14 protein-coding genes and 1 pseudogene are annotated in these 19,886 nt (G+C 59.0%); 13 read left to right on the forward strand and 2 right to left on the reverse strand.

The annotated features are described in order from the left end of the window. Positions 1 to 261, reverse strand: a pseudogene (locus CPY51_RS33330) (glycosyltransferase family 4 protein); the annotation flags it as partial. 241 nt (positions 262 to 502) lie between these two features. Between CPY51_RS33330 and CPY51_RS09965 the strand changes: the two are divergent. Beyond that, on the forward strand, positions 503 to 2,227 hold the full coding sequence (locus CPY51_RS09965; RefSeq protein WP_111160097.1) for an adenylate/guanylate cyclase domain-containing protein: 1,725 nt from the start codon (positions 503 to 505) through the stop codon (positions 2,225 to 2,227). A gap of 29 nt (positions 2,228 to 2,256) precedes the next feature. Beyond that, positions 2,257 to 3,138, forward strand: a complete 882-nt coding sequence (locus CPY51_RS09970; protein ID WP_111160113.1) for an FkbM family methyltransferase — start codon at positions 2,257 to 2,259, stop codon at positions 3,136 to 3,138. A gap of 6 nt (positions 3,139 to 3,144) precedes the next feature. Here CPY51_RS09970 and CPY51_RS09975 read toward each other — a convergent pair whose 3' ends face one another. Beyond that, positions 3,145 to 3,624 carry a class I SAM-dependent methyltransferase gene (locus CPY51_RS09975; protein ID WP_111160114.1) on the reverse strand — a complete coding sequence of 160 codons (480 nt, stop codon included), beginning with the start codon at positions 3,622 to 3,624 and terminating at the stop codon, positions 3,145 to 3,147. A 166-nt stretch (positions 3,625 to 3,790) separates the two neighbouring features. On the opposite strand from CPY51_RS09975, the gene CPY51_RS09980 reads away from it, so the two are divergent. The 11 genes from CPY51_RS09980 (at position 3,791) to CPY51_RS10030 (ending at position 19,875) form a co-directional block, all read left to right on the forward strand. After that, positions 3,791 to 5,005 (forward strand): DUF3095 domain-containing protein, encoded by a 1,215-nt coding sequence (locus CPY51_RS09980; RefSeq protein ID WP_111160098.1) that lies wholly within the window; start codon positions 3,791 to 3,793, stop codon positions 5,003 to 5,005. Positions 5,006 to 5,273: 268 nt separating this feature from the next. Further along, positions 5,274 to 6,614 carry an adenylate/guanylate cyclase domain-containing protein gene (locus CPY51_RS09985; RefSeq protein ID WP_111160099.1) on the forward strand — a complete coding sequence of 447 codons (1,341 nt, stop codon included), beginning with the start codon at positions 5,274 to 5,276 and terminating at the stop codon, positions 6,612 to 6,614. Positions 6,615 to 6,768: 154 nt separating this feature from the next. Continuing rightward, positions 6,769 to 8,655 carry an ABC transporter ATP-binding protein gene (locus CPY51_RS09990; protein WP_111160100.1) on the forward strand — a complete coding sequence of 629 codons (1,887 nt, stop codon included), beginning with the start codon at positions 6,769 to 6,771 and terminating at the stop codon, positions 8,653 to 8,655. Continuing rightward, complete coding sequence (locus CPY51_RS09995; RefSeq protein ID WP_111160101.1) at positions 8,649 to 10,559, forward strand: ABC transporter substrate-binding protein; 1,911 nt, start codon at positions 8,649 to 8,651, stop codon at positions 10,557 to 10,559. Before CPY51_RS09990 ends, CPY51_RS09995 begins: the two co-directional genes overlap by 7 nt. Next, positions 10,560 to 11,558 carry an ABC transporter permease gene (locus CPY51_RS10000; protein ID WP_111160102.1) on the forward strand — a complete coding sequence of 333 codons (999 nt, stop codon included), beginning with the start codon at positions 10,560 to 10,562 and terminating at the stop codon, positions 11,556 to 11,558. It begins immediately after the preceding gene. After that, positions 11,555 to 12,730 (forward strand): ABC transporter permease, encoded by a 1,176-nt coding sequence (locus tag CPY51_RS10005; protein ID WP_111160103.1) that lies wholly within the window; start codon positions 11,555 to 11,557, stop codon positions 12,728 to 12,730. The genes CPY51_RS10000 and CPY51_RS10005 overlap by 4 nt, the downstream gene beginning before the upstream one ends. Positions 12,731 to 12,832: 102 nt before the next feature. Further along, positions 12,833 to 14,047 carry a glycosyltransferase family protein gene (locus tag CPY51_RS10010; protein ID WP_111160104.1) on the forward strand — a complete coding sequence of 405 codons (1,215 nt, stop codon included), beginning with the start codon at positions 12,833 to 12,835 and terminating at the stop codon, positions 14,045 to 14,047. 11 nt (positions 14,048 to 14,058) lie between these two features. After that, a complete protein-coding gene (locus CPY51_RS10015; RefSeq protein ID WP_195909492.1) occupies positions 14,059 to 15,324 on the forward strand; it encodes a glycosyltransferase family 4 protein in 1,266 nt (421 codons plus the stop codon). Beyond that, the gene (locus CPY51_RS10020) at positions 15,321 to 16,451 is read left to right on the forward strand and encodes a glycosyltransferase family protein (RefSeq protein ID WP_111160105.1); all 1,131 of its coding nucleotides are present in this window, start codon (positions 15,321 to 15,323) and stop codon (positions 16,449 to 16,451) included. Before CPY51_RS10015 ends, CPY51_RS10020 begins: the two co-directional genes overlap by 4 nt. Positions 16,452 to 16,644: 193 nt before the next feature. Further along, positions 16,645 to 19,359, forward strand: a complete 2,715-nt coding sequence (locus CPY51_RS10025; protein WP_111160106.1) for an ABC transporter transmembrane domain-containing protein — start codon at positions 16,645 to 16,647, stop codon at positions 19,357 to 19,359. Between the two features lie 39 nt (positions 19,360 to 19,398). Then, positions 19,399 to 19,875, forward strand: coding sequence for a cyclic nucleotide-binding domain-containing protein (locus CPY51_RS10030; RefSeq protein WP_111160107.1), 477 nt, complete (start codon positions 19,399 to 19,401; stop codon positions 19,873 to 19,875). Positions 19,876 to 19,886 lie beyond the last annotated feature (11 nt).

A 19,886-nucleotide genomic window follows, 5' to 3' on the forward strand; every position in this document is an offset into this window, starting at 1 on the left:
AACAAAAAGCAGATCACACGCGAAATATACGAAAAGAAGATCGATCGCTGGATCAAATTGTGGCCCGAGCTCACGATCGTCGGCTGGGATCAATAATTGCGGCAAGCAGAGTTTTTGGACGGTCTGCCTCAGTTCAGAGGCAATCCCGACGCCATGGCCGGCCATCTCCAGCGCGGCAATGATCTGACGGGCCATCAGGCGATCACCTGACGGCACCGGATGATTGGGCGATTTCAACGGCGCGTAAAAGGCAACCTTCATAGTTTGACCAGACCGTTGACGTTCATTTGATTGGCAAAAGGACGAAAACGCCTGCAATGCCCTGATTTTGCCGGGTTACCTGCAATTATGCCTCTCGCGCCAGTGCCCATCTGCTCGACAGCAACTGGTAATGAAGTTAGATGGAAGGCAACGATGGATCCCGTGCCGTCCGGAAACAGCGTCGAGCCGTGATTAACCGCTTTCAGTTCGTTTGTGAACAGGCCATCCAGATCAGGATTTGATGACCATAGAGGTTAGAGCCACCATCTTCTCCGACCAGAACATCCGAAAGGCCCGTCTCGGCGCGGGACTGATCATCTTCATCTTCGTTGTGATGCATCTGAGCAATCATGCGCTCGGGCTGATTTCGCTCGACGCCGCCGAGAAGGGCCGGCACTGGTTTACGGCGGTTTGGCGCAATCCCGTTGGGACCGTGCTGTTCTATGGCGCCGTCCTGGTTCACATCATCCTCGTGCTGCGCACGCTCTACCTGCGCCGCACGTTGGCGATGCCGGCTGGTGAGGCGTTCCAGATCGCCACAGGCCTGCTCATTCCGCTTCTGCTTATCGACCATGTCGTAGGCACGCGCATCGTCCATACAATCTATGGCTATTCCGACAACTACGGCGCAATCGTCCGCACGCTGTGGGTTTCGGCGCCGCCGACGGGCGTGCGCCAGGCGCTTGCGCTGATCGTGGTCTGGGTTCACGGCTGTATCGGCGTCCATTTCTGGCTGAGATACCGTCCATGGTACACGCGGATCACGCCGATCATGCTGGCGATTGCCATTCTGTTGCCGGTTCTGGCGCTGCTCGGCTTTGCAAATATGGGCAGGACAATAGCGTATCTCTCGGCCGAGGCCGAGGCACGCGGCTATCCCGGCGGCTACTATGGTGATCGAGGCGGCTTCAGCGGCTACGGCTCGATGCCCACCGGCCACATCGGCGATGCTGTCCTTCCCTATCGGATAGGCTTTTATGGCGTCTTCGGCGCGGCGATCGTCGTACTCTTCGCATTGCGCGGCCAGCGCAAGTGGCGCGAGCGCGCGCACCAGATCTCGATTCGTTACCCCGGTGGCGAGGTGATCCAGGTGCCGCGCGGTTTCTCCGTGCTCGAAGCGAGCCGCCTCGGCGGCTTGCCACATTACTCCGTCTGCGGCGGCAAGGGCCAGTGTTCGACCTGCCGCGTCCACGTGGTCGAGGGCAGCGCCAATCTGCCCGCGCCTGAGGCGATAGAGCACAAGACGCTCAACCGGATCGGCGCAGCGCCCGATGTTCGCCTTGCCTGCCAACTGCGGCCAACCCACGATATCAGCGTCGTGCCGATGCTGGTCCCCATGGCCGAAGCGGCGATCCCGGTCTATTCGCAGACCGCAAGTCCCGGGCGGGAACGGGATATCGTCGTGCTGTTCTGTGACATCCGCCATTTCACCACGTTGACCGAAGCGCGCCTGCCCTTCGACATCGTCTTCCTGCTCAACCGCTATTTCTCCATCGTCGGCAGGGTCATCGAGGAATCGGGCGGTAGGCTCGACAAATTCATCGGAGACGGGGTGATGGCGCTTTTCGGCCTCGGCCCGGCGCCGAAGGATGCAAGCAGGCAGGCGCTGAAGGCCGCCGCCGAAATCATCAGGGAAATCGAGCGGCTGGGCGAGGAACTGGCTGATGAACTTGCAATACCGCTGAGGATCGCGATCGGCATTCATGCCGGACCTGCCGTCGTCGGCTCGATGGGCTATGGCAATGTCAAGAACATCACGGCTATCGGCGACACGGTCAATGTCGCCAGCCGGCTGGAGAGCGCCGCCAAGGAATTCGAGACCGCACTGGTGTTCTCCGAGCCGGTCGCGACCCTTTCGGGCATCGACATCTCCGCCATCGAGAGCCGGGAAATCGCCGTGCGCGGCCGCGCCGAGCTTCTGCGCGTGTATATCGTTCCAAAGGAGGAAAGCGGGCGCTTCGCGTGAAGCGGCCTGCCCGTAGACAAATGGCAATGATGTTCACCCGCAGGATATGGAGCACCAAGGCTTGGAGCCGGCCCATTCGTAAGATCAGGAACCGGATCGCTACACGCCTGTTCGACACGCGCTACGGCCGCGAGCTTCTCGTCGATGCCATGGGTCCCCGTGTGACGACGATGACGATCGACTGCGGCGATCATCTCATGAGCGTCTCCCCATCCGATTACATCGGTCGCAAGGTCTTCCGCAAGGGGCATTTCGAACGCGACCACGTCGACCGCCTGCTGTCCGTCCTGAGAGAGCGGGGCTTGCAGAGAAAAGGCACGGTCCTGCTCGAACTGGGAGGCAATATCGGCACCCAGACCATCTATTTTGCGCTGAGCGGGGCCTATCGGCGGATCGTTACCGTTGAACCTGACCCGCGCAATTTTCGCCTGCTCTTCACAAATCTTGCGCAGAACGGGCTCGAGGATCGCGTCACTGCCGTCAATTGCGCCGCCGGCGACCGGCATGGTGAGCTGGATTTCTTCCTCAATCGTAACAATCACGGCAAGAGCAGCGCATTGCGGCAAGGCGGTGGCGACGAGAGGATTTCAGTTCCGGTGCGGCCGGTTCCGGAGATTCTCGCCGAGACGGCGACCGATGCGAGCGATATCGGCCTGATCTGGATGGATATCGAAGGATACGAGCCCGTTGCCTGCCGATCCATGCGGCGGCTGATGGAACGCAAGGTGCCTCTTTACATGGAATTCACCCCTGCCTTTTACGGCCGGGAGCAGTCTACCGACTTCATAGGGTATCTTGGCGGCTTCTACCGCGACTGCATGGTCTTTTCGGACGGCGACGATGCAATCGAGATGAAAGTCGCCGATCTCCCGGTCGAGGGTCCGCAGTTCGATGTGCTTTTCATGGCGTGAGCGTGTCTATCGACGGCGATAGAGGAAGTACCGTCCCTCGTTGATTCCCGTGGGCAAGGCGAGCGGCTCGAGATCTGCATGATCGAGCGGCAAGCCGCTGATGGCGACGCCGCGCGAAGCAAGCACGCCGGCCATCACCTGCGGCAGCCAGGTCAATGTAATTGCATCCTTGTCCGCATAGCCGGTTCCAATATCGGCATGGGCCAACGCCGCGCCGATGCCGACGAAATCCTGCGCCGTCTCCTGTATTTCGCCCAGTATCAGGTTTCCCTCATCTGGCATGGAATGATCATAAGCGAGGGCAGCGCGATCGAATGCGACGATCCGGCGATCGGGAAACAGCTCGCGCAAATGATCGAAGGTCCTGCCGTTGCCAAGGCCCAGTTCGAGGATCGGGCCTTTCAGGTGGTCAATGGCGGGCGCTATCGTGTTGAGGATGTCGCGCTGGGCGGTCAGGCGGCGGATGAAACTGTCCAGACGACTCATGATCGGTATGCCAATTCTGTTAGTTTTCTGCCCGCTTAGCATGATGGTCGCCGTCACGTCGATCAACTTATCTTGTGATGCCGTTACCATCCCTTTACTTGTCCGCAGGGGTATTGAAGCCAGAGGCGGTTGTCGTCTGGTCGGTGGTTGTGTGATAAGATGCTTTATGGTCGATCAGACGAACGATGACTTTTTCAGCGCTTTGCCGGTCTTCACCCGATTCGAGGGCGTGACCGACGACGGCAACTATCGCCCGCTTCCCGATACCTGGTTTCTGGCGGTGGCGGACATCGTCAGTTCGACCCAGGCCATCGCCGCCGGGCGCTACAAGGCCGTCAACATGGCCGGGGCAAGCGTGATTTCCGCCGTCATAAACGCCCTCGACAGAGGCGATTTTCCCTTCGTGTTCGGCGGCGATGGTGCTCTTGTTGCTATTCCCCACTCGGGAGGCGAGCGCGTCCGCGAAGCATTGGGTGCGGTTCAGGCGTGGGTGGCTGACGACCTGCAGCTGAGTTTGCGCACCGCGCTGGTGCCGATGTCCGATGTCCGGGCCCAGGGTCTCGATGTGCGCGTCGCAAGATTCAGCCCGAGTGACCTCGTATCCTACGCCATGTTTTCAGGCGGAGGCGCGAGCTGGGCGGAGGCGCAGATGAAGGCCGGGAAATACGGTATCGACCGGGCACCGGACAAGACGCGGCCAGATCTGACCGGCCTCTCATGCCGCTGGAACCCCATCGAGGCCCGCAACGGCCAGATCGTCTCGATCATCGCTAAACCGGGGACTGCCGGCAATGGTGAGGAATTTCAGCGCCTGGTTACCGATGTCATTGGAATCTCAATGGAACAACGCCGCGACGGGCATCCCGTGCCGGCCGACGGGCCGGACTTGGCGCTCGCGCTCTCCGGGGTCGAGGTGGAGGCGCGGGCAACAGCGCCTAAAGGCAAGCTCTTTCAGCGCAAGCTCGCAATTCTGTCGCAGATCGGCCTCGTATTTGTTCTCCACAAGCTCGGCATCACCCTCGGCAAGTTCGATGCAAGGCGATATAAACGGGACGTCGCTGCCAATTCGGACTTCAGGAAGTTCGACGACGGACTCAAAATGACCATCGACGTCGACGACGATCATTTGTCTAGAATAAAAGCGCGTCTGCAAGAAGCCGAGAACCAGGGCGTCTGCCGCTACGGGCTGCATCGGCAGTCCTCCGCGCTGATGACATGCTTCGTGCCGACGCCGCTGTCGCGCGATCACATGCATTTCATCGACGGTGCCAATGGCGGCTATGCTATGGCAGCGGCGGAATTGTCGGCCAAGCGGCTCCCGGGTCGGACAACGACGACCGTCGTTGACGAGGCATCTATCCCCTCGCTGGACCTCTCGTGAGCATCAAAGCCGCTGCGACTTTTCAGAGACATGAAAGCTGTTTTCCGCAAAGATGACATTCAAGCCATTGTTTCAGCTTCGCGACCGCTTATTTGCAGCCTGAGAATTCGGCGGCCCGGCCAACATTCGATTACGACGCGCGGGCCGACACATCGCACGGTCTGTTCATTCGACCTGTGGCAGAACGCTTGGACCCGACCGTATCGCCGCGCCCACGCCGTGCGGTACAGGCGGACGACCAGATAGATCGCAAGGACATGGCCTCGGGATGAAGACAATCCATTCTAGCGTTTCCGACATATTCCTCGACAAGGTTGCAGAGTGGCTGACGCAAGCGGCGCTGACCGGCGAAAATCTGGAGAGCATCGTTCGAGGCTTCTGCGACAGGATCGCCGCGACCGGGATGCCGATTGCGCGCGTCCATCTGACATTTTCTATGTTGCATCCCCTCTACGACGCCCTCGGCTTCACATGGAAGCGCTCGAGCGGCTTGACGATCGAGGGCTATCGGCACGGCACTGAAAAGCCGGAGCGGTTCCTGCAAAGTCCTTATTATCATCTTTTGACGAATAACCTCGACCACTTGCGCCGTCGAATCGACAAGGACGGCCCTCTCGAATTTCCGATCTTCGAGGAGCTGCGCACGGATAAGGTGACGGACTATATCGCGTTCGTGCAGACCTTCGGCGACGGCTCGGCGCAGGGCATGATGGGATCCTGGTCGACCGACAGCTCCAGCGGCTTCAGCGAGGAGATGATAGCGGCGCTGCTCAGGATGCAGAACCATCTGGCCGTTGCCGCCAAGATGGCGGTGCTCGGCAAGCTCGCCAACAATATGCTGACCACCTATCTGGGAGGCGATGCCGGCAAGCGCGTGCTGAACGGACAGATCCGGCGCGGCGACGGAGAAACCATCCGTGCGGCGCTGGTCATGGGCGACATGCGCCAGTCAACGATGTATGCCGAGAAGGAAGGCCGTCAGGCCTATATCGACACGCTCAACGAATTCTTCGATGCGATTGCAGCACCGTTCAATCGCAATGGCGGTGAGATTCTGAGCTTCCTCGGCGATGGCTTTCTCGCGGTTTATCCCTGCGGCAGGCACAAGGACCCGTCGAAGGTTGCTTGCCAGGCGGCGCTGTCGGCTGTGTTTCAGGCACAGGCCCGCGTGGAGCATCTCAATGCCGAACGGCAGGAGAAGGGCATGAGCGTCGTTCGCTACGGTATCGGCCTGCACGTCGGCAACGTCATGTTCGGCAATGTCGGCCTTAGGGATCGCCTAACCTTCTCGGCCTTCGGTTCCGCCGTCAATGAAGTGGAGCGCCTTCAATCCCTGACGAAGAAATATACGCGCGAAGTCGTGGCAAGCCAGGCCTTTGCCGGCTATTGCGATGGTGAGTGGGTGACACTCGGCGAAGAAAAGCTGCGCGGGATCCGTCAGAAACTGACCGTTCTGCATCCGAAATTCACCACAATGCCCGCAAAATCCGGAGATGCGTTCGAGGAGGCGGTGCGCGACGGGCTGTCCGAAGCCGAACGTGTCATCCTGCTCCATCGAGACGCAACGAAGCTGGATAAACGGCCGCAATTCGGGAAATTCATTCAGTAAACCGAACTTCGCGTCCGCTTATATGTTCGTGTCATAGCCGCTTGGAAACAACGGCTTTTTTGCCGACGTTCAGGTGCAACTAGACACCTGTCAGGGGCTACGTTAGTGTACCTTGACGATCCATGGGGGATTGTATGAGCAGGAACAGTTTTGCATGGCGTCTGCGACGGATTTGTTGCGCATCGAAAACCTCGACGTCTCCTTCGCGGTGTTCGGAGATAAGTCGCGCGTGGTCAAGAGCGCGAACCTTAGGATACTGCCCGGCAAGGTGACGGCGCTGGTCGGAGAGTCCGGATCGGGCAAATCGATCATCAGCCAGGCAATCATGGGAATCCTGCCGAACCCGGCGCTGGCCTCCGGCCGCATCCTGTTTACCGATCCGCTCGACGGCAAGACGACCGATATCCTCCAGCTATCCCGGGACAGTAGCGAGATGCGGGCACTGCGCGGTAGCCGCATGGCGAATATCTTCCAGGAACCGATGACGTCGCTTTCGCCGCTCCACACCGTCGGCAATCAGATCAGCGAAGCGTTGCGTATCCACAGCACCGCCACTAAGATCGAGCAACGGCAAAGAACCGAAGAAATGCTCGGCCTTGTCGGCTTTCAGGACCCGCACCGAACCTACAACATGTATCCGTTCGAGCTCTCCGGCGGCATGCGCCAGCGTGCAATGATCGCGATGGCGCTGATCTGCAATCCGGCGCTTCTGATCGCCGACGAGCCGACAACCGCACTCGATGTGACTATTCAAGCCCAGATCCTCGGCCTGTTGCGTGATCTACAGTACAAGCTGAACATGGCCATGCTTCTGATCACCCATGATCTGGGCGTCGTCGCCAATATGGCGGACGAAGTCGTCGTCATCTATCACGGTGAGATTATGGAAGCTGGCCCCGTCGACACAATCTTTCGCAACCCGCAGCATCCCTACCTCAAGGGCCTGATGTCGGCAGTGCCGCATTTCGACATGAAGCCCGGCGAACGCTTGAAGGCGCTTCGCGAAGTTCCGGTCAATATCGACTCGCTGCTTGGCAAGAAAAAGACAGTCGCCGGCGCTCCTGACATATTGTTGTCCGTCCGAAACCTCGAGAAAGTCTACACCGCAAAGAAGCGCGGCATATTTTCCCGGAGCGACGTTGTTAAGACGCACGCCGTGGATCACGTCAGCTTCGATATCCGGCGTGGAGAATGTCTGGGTCTTGTCGGCGAAAGCGGTTGTGGGAAGACCACCGTCAGCAAGATATTGATGCGTGCCATCACCCCTGAGGCTGGTTCGGTTACGTTCAATGACGGCCACGGCGAAATCGATGTATTGGCAGCACGCGGCGACGAGCTCATGGAGCTGAGAACCAAGATCCAGATGGTATTTCAGGATCCGGTGTCGTCGCTGTCGCCACGCATGAACGTTCGCAACATCCTGAGCGAGCCCCTGGAAATCCATGGCCGCGGCACAACCGCGGAGCGGAAGGAAAAGGTCAAGGCATTGATGCGGGCGATCGGGTTGGACGAGCGCTACCTCAGCCGCTATCCGCACAGCTTTTCAGGTGGTCAACGACAGCGCATCGGCATCGCTCGCGCCCTTGCCCTCGGGCCAAAGCTTTTGATCCTCGACGAGCCCGTGTCGGCTCTCGATGTGTCGGTTCAGGCTCAGGTTCTCAACCTCCTCAAGGATCTGCAGAAGGAGCTTGGGCTGACCTACCTGTTCATTTCGCACAACCTCGCCGTCGTCGACTATATGGCGGACAGGATTGCAGTGATGTTCCGCGGCCGTATCGTCGAAATCGCTCCCCGTGAGGTCATCTTGCGCAGTCCGGTCCACCCCTACACGCGGTCGCTACTCGCTGCGGTGCCCTTCCCCGATCTCGACAGGCCGCTGGATTTTGCGACACTTCAGGCGCTCGGAACCAACCCCAAGCGCAACTGGGCGCCGCAATTCATTGAAGACGACAAGGTCGATCTTGACTATGCCGATCTCGGCGACGGACATTTCGTGCGCGCCCGCACCGACGCCGATCTACAGGAATTGCGCACGTGGTAACGCGCCGGACCTTTCTCGGAGTGATGGCCTCCACGCTGCTTCCAGCCGTAGCATCGGGCGCGACCGATCGTGACTATGAACCGGAATATCTCCGCCCATGGCTAAGAGCGGCCCAGATGCCGCCTCTTGTAGATCGCATACCCGACCGGCCGAGGATCGTGCGCATCAAGGACATGGGGCGCGAACCCGGCGAATATGGCGGTACGGTTCGCATGATCATCGGCGATCAAAAAGACATTCGCTTCATGACCATCTATGGCTATGCAAGGCTTGTCGGCTACGACGAGAAGCTGCAACTGCAGCCCGACATTCTCGAGAGTTTCGAGGCCAAGGACGACAGCGTCTTCACCTTCAAGATCCGCCCGGGCCACAAGTGGTCTGACGGCGAGCCGTTCACGTCGGATGATTTCCGTTATTGGTGGGAAGACGTCATCCTCAATAAGTCTTTGACGCCGGGAGGGGGCGCGCTTGAGCTGAGACCGCACGGCAAGCTGCCCCGTTTCGAAGTGGTCGACCCGTTGACGGTGCGCTATTCCTGGCAGGAGCCGAATCCGAATTTTCTGGCTAGTCTTGCGGCCCCCCAGCCGCTCGTGCTCGCCGGACCTGGCCACTATCTCAGGCAATTTCACAAGAAATATCAGGATGATATCCGGCTTTCCGCATTGATGAAGGACAACCGTGTCAAGAAATGGGCCGACCTTCACATCAAGATGGGGCGCGGCTATCGGCCGGATAACCCGGCCCTTCCCGTGCTCGACCCCTGGCGCAATACAACAGCCTCGCCGGCGGAGCAGTATGTTTTCGAGCGCAATCCGTTTTTCCATCGCATTGATGAAAACGGCCGTCAGCTGCCGTATATCGACCGCTTCGTTCTGAGCATCAGCCAGTCGTCGATCATTGCCGCAAAGACCGGTGCGGGCGAAAGCGACCTCCAGGCGACGGGTATCGACTTCGACGACTATACCTTCCTGAAGGATGCCGAAAAGCGCTATCCCGTTAAAGTCGATTTATGGAAAATGGCACGCGGTTCACGCGTCGCCCTTCTTCCCAACCTCAATTGTTCGGACCTCGTCTGGCGGGAAGTGTTCCGCGACGTTCGCGTCCGCAGGGCGCTGTCGCTGGCAATCGATCGTCACGAGATCAACCAGGCCGTTTTCTATGGGCTTGGCACCGAGAGCGCCGATACGATCTTGCCCGAAAGCCCGCTCTTCAAGCAGGAATATGCCGACGCCTGGATTTCGCACGACGAGGAGCAGGCCAATGCGCTTTTGGATCAGGCCGGGCTTCAAAACCGCGACGACGACGGCATCCGTCTGCTGCCAGACGGTAGGCGTGCCGAAATCACAGTCGAAACCGCCGGCGAGAGCACGCTTGACACCGACGTCCTGGAACTGATCACTGACCACTGGCGACGGATCGGCATAGCGCTTTTCACGCGCTCCTCCCAGCGCGATGTTTTCCGCAGCCGCGCCATGGGCGGTCGCATCATGATGTCCATCTGGTACGGCCTCGACAACGGCGTACCGACGGCAGACATGAATCCCGCACAGTTGGCGCCGACGCAGGACGACCAGCTGCAATGGCCGCTTTGGGGCATGTATTATCTTTCTGCCGGAACCCAAGGCACCTCGCCCGATCTGCCGGAAGCAACCCAACTGGTGGAACTTCTGAAACAATGGGGGGTCGCTCCCACACTCGATGAGCGGACGGCAATCTGGCAGAAAATGCTGACGATCTACACGCAGCAGGTTTTTTCGATCGGCCTGATCAACGGCACATTCCAGCCGGTCCTCAGATCCACAAAGCTTCGGAACCTGCCGAACCATGCCCTCTACGGCTTTGATCCGACCTGCTATCTAGGCGTCTACATGCCCGACACCTTCTGGATGAAGGAGGAGATATAGGTGCTGCGATATATAATCTGGCGCGTCGCCGTCATGGTGCCGACGCTTTTGGTCATATCGATACTGGTATTCACCATCATCCAATTGCCGCCTGGCGACTTTTTCGAGAGCCAGATTGCCGAGCTGAGGGCGCAGGGCGAATCCGCCAATCTCCAGGAGATAGAGGATCTGCGCAAGCAGTATGGCCTCGATAAGCCTATGGCGGTGCAATACGTCAACTGGGCTGCCGGCATGCTGCACGGTGATTTCGGCTATTCCTTCGAATACCAGCTGCCGGTCTCCGAGGTCGTCGGCGACCGACTGTGGCTCACCATGCTCGTCTCCTTCACGACCATATTGTTGACATGGCTGGTCGCATTCCCGATCGGCATCTATTCGGCGACCCATCAATACAGTTGGAGCGACTACGGGCTGACATTCATGGGGCTCCTCGGCATCGCCATTCCGAACTTCATGCTGGCCCTGATCCTGATGTATTTCGCCAATGTCTGGTTCGGCGTCTCGATCGGTCATCTGATGGATCAAAAATACCTCTCTCAGCCAATGAGCTGGGAAAAGGCAAGTTCCATCCTCTCGCATCTGTGGATCCCAGTCATTATCGTCGGTACCGCTGGAACAGCGGGCATGATCCGTCGGCTGCGCGCCAACCTGCTTGACGAGATGCAGAAGCAATATGTCGTCACGGCGCGGGCAAAGGGCCTGCACCCGCTGAGGGCGCTGATCAAATATCCGCTGAGGATGGCGCTCAATTTCTTCGTTGCCGATATCGGCTCGATCCTGCCCTCAATCATTTCCGGCGCCGAGATCACCGCGATCGTGCTGTCGTTGGAAACCACCGGACCGATGCTGATCAAAGCCCTCCAGAGCCAGGACATGTATCTCGCCGGCTCGTTCCTGATGTTTCTGGCCTTCCTGAACGTGGTCGGCGTTCTGATTTCCGATATTGCCCTCGGCTTCCTCGATCCCCGTATCCGCTTGCAAGGCAGGAGCAACAAGTGACGTTACCCTTGCCCACGCCCGGAGCACCTCTAGAGCATTACGTCTCGACCGCACCTTTCGATCCGATGCAGTTTGAAACCATGTCTGCTGGACAGACGCGGTACTACAAGGCCTCTCAGAAGCGGTTGATGTGGTGGAAATTCAAGCGTCACCGGATCGCAGTCGTATCCGGCATCTTCCTGCTTTTCCTCTATGGAGTGGTGCTGATCGCCGAATTCCTGGCCCCGTACGGACTGCATACGCGTAACGTCGACTTCATCCACGCGCCGCCGCAACGGGTTCACTTCTTCAATGATGGCGCCTTCGTCGGCCCGTTCGTCTACGGCCGGGCGATGACGCTGGATCTCAACACCTTGCGCCGGGTCTATACCGAGAAGAAGCATAATGTGCAGCCGATCCGATTTTTCTGCCAGGGTGATCCCTACCGCTTCTGGGGACTGTTTCCGGCCAATCTCCATCTGGTCTGCCCGGCTATCGGTGGCCAGATGTTTCTCCTGGGCACCGACCGCCTCGGACGTGACGTGCTGTCGCGCATCATCTATGGCGCGCGCATATCGCTGACGATCGGCCTGATCGGCATCTCCATCAGTTTCGTGCTCGGCATCGTCATCGGTGGCTTTGCCGGCTATCGCGGCGGTGTCGTTGACCTCCTGGTGCAGCGGGTGATCGAAGTGCTGCAGTCGCTGCCGAGCTTGCCGTTGTGGATGGCGCTGGCCGCCATCATGCCGGTCACCTGGAGCCCCATCCTGGTCTATTTCGGCATTACCATCATCCTTGGCATCCTTGATTGGACGGGGCTTGCCCGTGCCGTGCGCTCGAAGCTGCTGTCACTGCGCGAGGAGGACTATGTGCTCGCGGCCCAGTTGATGGGCGCGCGGTCGCACAGGATCATAGGCCGCCACCTCGTGCCCGGCTTCATGTCGCATCTGATTGCAACGGCGACGATTTCAATCCCCAGCATGATTCTCGGTGAAACCGCTTTGAGCTTTCTTGGGCTTGGCCTGCGACCGCCGATTACCAGCTGGGGAATCCTGCTGACAGAGGCAAAGAGCGTCAGTGTCATCGCCTTCTATCCCTGGCTGCTGTTCCCGATGATCCCGGTCATACTTGTTATACTGGCGTTCAATTTTCTGGGAGATGGCTTGCGCGATGCTGCCGATCCCTACAAATAAGGTCAAGCGCTGCCAGGCATTGGACTGTTATCTCCAAAGCGGTTGCATTAGTGTTCATGACGACCAGCCGCCAAGACGAGTTTGTTCCCTGAGGTTTTGCCCATGAAGCGGCGCTTAGAAGACGCACGTATCCTCATGTACAGCCATGACACATTCGGCCTTGGCCATCTGCGTCGTTGTCGTACGATCGCGCATTCCCTGGTCGGCGACTATCGCGGCCTCAACGTCTTGATCATCTCGGGCGCGACAATTGCTGGCGCCTTCGATTACCGCGCACGCGTGGATTTCGTGACCGTGCCGAGCGTCATCAAGCTTAAGGACGGCGAATACACCTCTATGGCGGGTCATGTCGACCTGCAGGATACGCTGAAGATGCGCCAGGCGATCATCCGCCAGACCGCCGAGAACTTTCAGCCAGATATCTTCATCGTCGACAAGGAGCCGCTGGGCCTGAAGGGCGAAGTCGAGGAGACTCTGCAATATTTGAAAGCCCGGGGCACAACGTTGGTGCTGGGCATGCGCGACGTTATGGACGCACCGCACCTGCTCGAAGCCGAGTGGAAAAAAAGCAACATGTTGCAGAAGATCGATCAGTTCTACGATACGGTCTGGGTTTACGGCCCGCCTGATTTCTATGATCCCCTGATCGGCCTCGATGTTCCGTCGGGCGTTCGCCGGAAGATGGATTTCGTCGGTTTCCTGCAGCGCAGTGTCCCGCAAGGCACCAAATCCGAACACGTGCCTGACGAAGACTATATCCTGGTGACCACAGGCGGAGGCGGAGACGGCGCCGATCTCGTCCGCGATGTCGTCAACGCCTATGAGCAGGATCAGTCGCTGCAGCATAAGACTCTGATCGTTCTCGGACCCTATATGCCGGCCCGCGAGCGCACCGAGCTTGTCGAGCGCAGCAACAAGATTGCCTGTCTCGAGGTCATCGAGTTCGACAACCGGATGGAAGAACTGATCGACGGGGCCAAGGCGGTTGTGGCGATGGGCGGCTACAACACCTATTGCGAAATATTGTCGTTCGACAAGCCGGCGCTGATCATCCCACGGACGCGGCCACGCGAGGAACAGCTGATCCGCGCGCAACGCGCCAGCGAACTTGGCCTTATCGACATGTTGCTGCCGGAGGAATCGGCCGATCCCATGCTCCTTTCTGCCGCATTAAAGCGGCTGACCCACCGGGCTCCGCCATCCCAGAGCGGTGAAGAGAATATGCGGCTCGAGGGTCTGGTCCATATTTCCAGGATCGTTGGAGACTGGCTGGACGACCGCGAGAGCTATCCGCCGCTTTCCATTGTTGCCGAATAGGGCATCCGATTTTGCCAATCCGAAAAAAGATACTCGTCGTTCTCAAGGGCTATCCGAGACTGTCGGAGACATTCATCGCGCAGGAACTGCTGGGGCTGGAGCGCGCCGGCTTCGACCTGACGCTGGTCTCGATGCGCAAGCCGACCGATAAGAAGCGTCACCCCGTCCATGACCAGATTAAGGCCCGGGTCGTCTATCTGCCGGAATATCTGTATCAGGAGCCATTGCGGGCGCTCCGCGCCCTTGTTGCCGGCCTGTCGAAGCCCGGCTTCAAACCGCTCTTGACACAATTCTGGACCGATTTGCGCCGAGATCCCACGCCAAACCGGTTCCGACGTTTCGGACAGGCGCTGGTGCTCGCCCATGAATGGCCGGATGGCGGCGAATGGCTGCATGCCCACTTCATCCATACGCCGGCCTCCGTCACCGCCTATGCCAGCATCATGACCGGCGTGCCCTGGACCTGCTCGGCTCATGCCAAGGATATCTGGACATCCCCAGACTGGGAGCTGACGGAAAAACTTGGCCGCGCCCGCTGGACAGTGACATGCACCCATAACGGCTTCGATCACATGCGCACCCTGACCCCTGCAAAGGAGCGCGTGCACCTGAGCTATCACGGGCTCGATCTGGCGCGCTTTAGCCATTTCGAGGAGCCGCACTCCAATCGGGACGGCTCGCAGCTGTCTGACCCTGTCAGGATCGTCAGCGTCGGACGCGCCGTCGAGAAGAAGGGCTATGACGTGCTGCTGCACGCGCTCGCACTGCTGCCGGCGGATTTAAGCTGGCGCTTCGAGCATATCGGCGGCGGCGATGGCCTGCCGAAGCTGAAGGCGCTTGCCGACAGGCTGGGGATTGCCTCGCGTATCGTTTGGAAGGGCGCTCTTGCGCAGGAGGATGTGCTTTCGCACTACCGCCAGGCGGATATCTTCGCGCTTGCCTGCCGCGTCGCTGCCGATGGCGACCGTGACGGTCTGCCGAATGTCCTTGTCGAAGCATCGAGCCAGAGGCTTCTCTGCGTTTCGACGCAGGTCTCCGGCGTCCCTGAGCTGCTGACGGACGGAGAAAACGGCCTGGTCGTTCCGCCTGACAACCCTCAAGCGCTGGCGTTGGCCTTGGAACGGGCTATCCGCGAACCGTCAATCCGACATCTCCTGGGTGATGCGGCCGAGCGGCGCGTCCGCGACCACTTCGACCATCATTCGAGCATCCGCCAGTTGACCGAGCTCTTTGAGGGAGAGTGGCAGAGACAAGAGGAATGGCAGAAATCTGCATGAGCGCTCCTCGCGTATTTTTCTATGTCCAGCACCTGCTGGGGATTGGACATCTTGCCCGGGCAAGCCGGATCGCCGGCGCCTTGGCGAAGGAAGGGTGTACCGTCACCATGGTCACCGGCGGATTGCCGGTGGCGGGATTCCCCGGCCAGGATGTGATATCCGTGAAGCTGCCGCCCGTGGCTGCGGCAAGCGCCGGGTTCGCCGGGCTTGCGGATCAGCACGGCACGCCTGTCGACCAGCCCTTTCTCGACTATCGCCGCGATCTTCTGCTCGACGCGTTCAGGGCTTCTTCGCCCGATGTCGTCATCATCGAGGCCTTTCCATTCGGCCGCCGCCAGATGCGGTTCGAACTGTTGCCGCTGCTTGACGCAATCGATGCAGCCAAGCCTCGCCCCAAGCTCTTCACCTCGCTCCGCGATATCCTGCAGCAGCAGAAAAAGCCTGGCCGCGACGAGGAGACAGTCGATCTTATCGACCGGCATTTCGATGGCGTGCTGGTTCATGGCGATCCCACCTTCGTCCGGCTGGAAGAAACCTTTCCTCCGACGGCGACGATCGCCGACAAGGTGGCGTACACAGGCTTGGTTGCGCCCCCCATGCCGCCGGAGCCCTCAGAGACGTTCGATATTATCGTTTCGGCGGGCGGCGGTGCTGTCGGACGCGACCTGATCCGTGCTTCCCTTGAAGTGGCAAAAATGATGGAGCGGGATCGACGTTGGTGCCTGATCGCCGGCCCAAACCTGCCGGACGAGGATTTCTCGGCTCTTGGCCTGCAAGCGCCTAACAACGTCCAGCTCGTACGGTTTAGGAGGGACTTTCCTTCTCTTCTGAAACGCGCCGAACTGTCGATTTCGCAGGCTGGCTACAACACCGTCGGCGATCTTCTCGTGACCGGCTGCCGATCCATCCTGGTGCCGTTCACCGCAGGCGGCGAAACCGAGCAGTCGGTGCGTGCCGAGCGGCTCGAAGAACGAGGGCTCGCGACCGCTCTGCCGGAAGCGGGGTTGACCGCAGAGATGCTCACCGAAGCGGTGATCGAAATCCTTGCGAAACCAAAGCCATCTTCCCATTCCCTTGACTTGAAGGGTTCGGAACGAACGTCATATATAGTTCGCAACGCCGTCTAATGGGCGCGGATTGCTTTCACGACCTCCTCTCCTCGTTTTTCGGAACGTTGTGCTATAAACTGATTTCTCTATGAATCGGAGCTGGTCGCGCGCAAGGCCGATCGGAGTTTCCTGTTTTCCGGGTGCGAGCCGCATGTCCATGATGACGTCGAGCATAAGAGCCGCTGAATTTATTAGAAGCATGCGATAAGCAATGGAAAAAAGCCTAGCCAAATATATCTGGTCGAATACGCGTCTGGAGCAGATCTGGATTCTGCTTGTCGTTGCCGCATCGATGGTTCCGTACTTCCTTTCCTTCGATCTGCCAAAGCAGATCGTCAACGGACCTATTCAGGGCAAGGGCTTCGAAAAGGAAGGGGCAACGCAGACCTTCATGCGCCTGGCCTATGATATACCATACATAGGCCACATCACCCTCTTTCCTGGACTGCAGCTTACACGCTTTGAGATGCTGATCGCGCTCAGCCTCGTCTTCCTGGCGCTCGTCATTCTCAACGGCCTCTTCAAGCTTTACATCAACACCTATAAGGGTCGGCTTGGCGAGCGTATGCTGCGCCGCATCCGCTTCCAGCTGATCGACCGCGTCCTGCGTTTCCCGCCGTCGCATTTCAAACGCGTCAAGGCGGCCGAAATCGCCACCATGATCAAAGACGAAGTGGAACCGCTCGGCGGCTTCACCGGAGATGCCTTCGTTCAGCCGGCGCTTCTCGGCGGCCAGGCGATCACATCGCTGATCTTCATCCTGATGCAGAATTTCTGGCTCGGCATGATCGCGGCCGGCATCGTTGCCGTTCAGGCAGTTGTCATCCCGCGTATGCGCAAGCGGCTGCTGGAGCTTGGCCGCCAGCGCCAGCTGACGGCCCGCGAGCTGTCGGGTCGCGTCGGCGAGATCGTCGACGGCATCGGCACTATCCACGGCAACGATACGTCGAACTTCGAGCGAGCCGATATTGCTGCCCGCCTCGGATTGATCTTCTCCATCCGCTATGACCTCTACCAGTGGAAGTTCATGGTGAAGTTCATCAACAACTTCCTCGCCCAAGTGACGCCATTCCTGTTCTATTCGATCGGCGGCTTTCTAGCGCTGCAGGGCCGGCTCGATATCGGCCAGCTGGTCGCCGTCATCAACGCCTACAAGGACCTGCCGGGGCCGCTCAAGGAACTCATCGACTGGGACCAGTCGCGCCAGGACGTACAGGTCAAATACAATCAGGTCGTCGAGCAGTTCAGCGTCGACCGGCTGATCGATCCGAAAATCCAGGCGCTCGCGTGCGAGCCAAGCGCCCGCCTCACGCATGCGCTGACCGCCACCAACCTCACGATCAGCGACGACAGTGGCGCGCGCGTGCTGGATCACGTGTCAGTCGAACTGCATCCGGGCGAGACTGTGGCAATCGTCGGCGAAAGCGGCAGCGGCGGCGAATATCTGGCCGAAGCGTTCGGCCGTCTGCTCTGGCCCGACAGCGGACGCGTCACCATCGACGGACAAGACTTGCTGGAACTGCCGGAATCGGTGACCGGACGGCGGATCGCCTATGCCGGTTCCGACACATACTTCTTTCACGGCACGCTTCGGGACAACATCCTCTACGGGCTGAAGCACGCGCCCATGACGACGGTCAACTACCAAGACGCTGAGGCGACCAAATTCAAATGGTCGATGATAGAGGCCCGCCGGGCCGGCAATCCCGAGTTTGACCTCAACAGCGATTGGGTCGACTATGCCTCAATGGGCGCGACGGGCCCCGAGGATCTTTATAGCGTCATGCGCCCGGTCTTCGATGCGGTGCTCATGTCTCAGGATTTGCTCGACATGGCATTGCGTTCGACCATAGACCCAGGTGCACATGATGATCTCACTGGGCGCATCGTCGAATTGCGAAAGGCGCTTCTGGAGCGCCTGAGGGAGGAAAACCTCGACGGGCTCGTGGTACCTTTTGAGTTTGCCTCCTACAATCCGCAGGCAACTGTCGGCGAAAACATGCTGTTCGGCACGCTGAAGCGCCCACTGATGACCAACCGTAAACTCGCGGCGCACCCGTATTTCCGCAAGCTCTTCCAGGATACCGGCCTCAACGTCGAACTCTATGCGATGGGGCTGGAAATTGCCGAGAACGCCGTTGAACTGTTCACTGATTTGCCGCCGGACCACCCCTTCTTCCAGCAGCTGACCTTCATGACCGCCGACGACATTCCGGAATATCAGGCGCTTTTGCAAAAGTTGAAGGGTCGCGGCTTCGACGCGGCGACCGACGAAGAACAGACCAGCATCATCCGCCTGAGCTTCTCTTACATCGAACCGCGCCACCGCTTCGGTCTCCTGACCGACGAGCTGATGGCAAAGATCGTCGAAGCGCGCGCGGAATTCCACAAGCATATCCCGGCGGACCTCAATGCCGTCATCGAGCGCTACGATCCGGAACGTTTTACCTCGTCGGCATCTCTGATGGACAACGTGCTTTTCGGCAGGATTGCCCATCAGCAAGCGGATGCACCAGAACGCATCCACGTCATCATGCGCGATCTCTTCAACAGGTTGGGGCTGCAGGACAGCGTTCTGTCCATCGGACTGGACTTCAATGTCGGCTCCGGCGGCAAGCGGCTGACCAATGTACAGCGACAAAAGCTCAATCTGGCGCGCGCGCTCCTCAAGCGCTCCGACTACCTGATCTTCAATCGTCCTCTTTTGGCACTCGACCACCGCTTTCAGGACCAGATCGTCAGAACGGTGCTGACGAACCTGCACAAGGAGGGCCATGCCCCGGCGATCATCTGGGTGTTGTCCAACGTCACCCTAGCGGAGCTGTTCGAGCGAATCCTCGTTTTCAACGGGGGAACGCTGGCCGAAAGCGGTACAAGCACCGATCTTTTGGAAAAAAACGGTATGTTCAAAGAACTGTTATCGTAATACGCTAAACGAACGGCCAAACTGGGGGTTTGAACGATCATGCTTCTGAAAGATGAAGTCGAAATGTTGAGGCGGGTGCCGATCTTTGCAAGGATTGCACCGGCAAAGCTCAAGCTTTTGGCCTTCACATCGGATCGGGTGAGCTATAACGCCGGTCAAAGTCTCTTTCACCAGGGTGACTTCGGGGACGCCGCCTATGTCATTCTTTCTGGCACTGCCGACATCCTTGTCGACACGCCCGCAGGCGAGATTAAGATTGCCGACGTTGAACTAAACTCGATCGTTGGTGAAATTGCCATTCTTTGCGATGTGTCTCGTACGGCGACGGTCAAGGCAACCTCGAAACTCGAGGCATTGCGGATCAGCAAGGAACATTTTCTGAAACTGCTTGCCGACTTCCCCGAGATGACAGTCGAAATCATGCGCGTATTGGCCGACCGTCTGAACCACACGACGACAGAGCTGACGGCCGCCCGCAGCCGCCAGGCCGAGCTGCAACCTGCGCCAACGCACTAACCGCGAAAATA

The sequence above is a fragment of the Arminella tubonensis genome, assembly GCF_003240585.1.
In the GTDB taxonomy this organism is placed as follows: Bacteria; Pseudomonadota; Alphaproteobacteria; order Rhizobiales; family Rhizobiaceae; genus Rhizobium; species Rhizobium tubonense.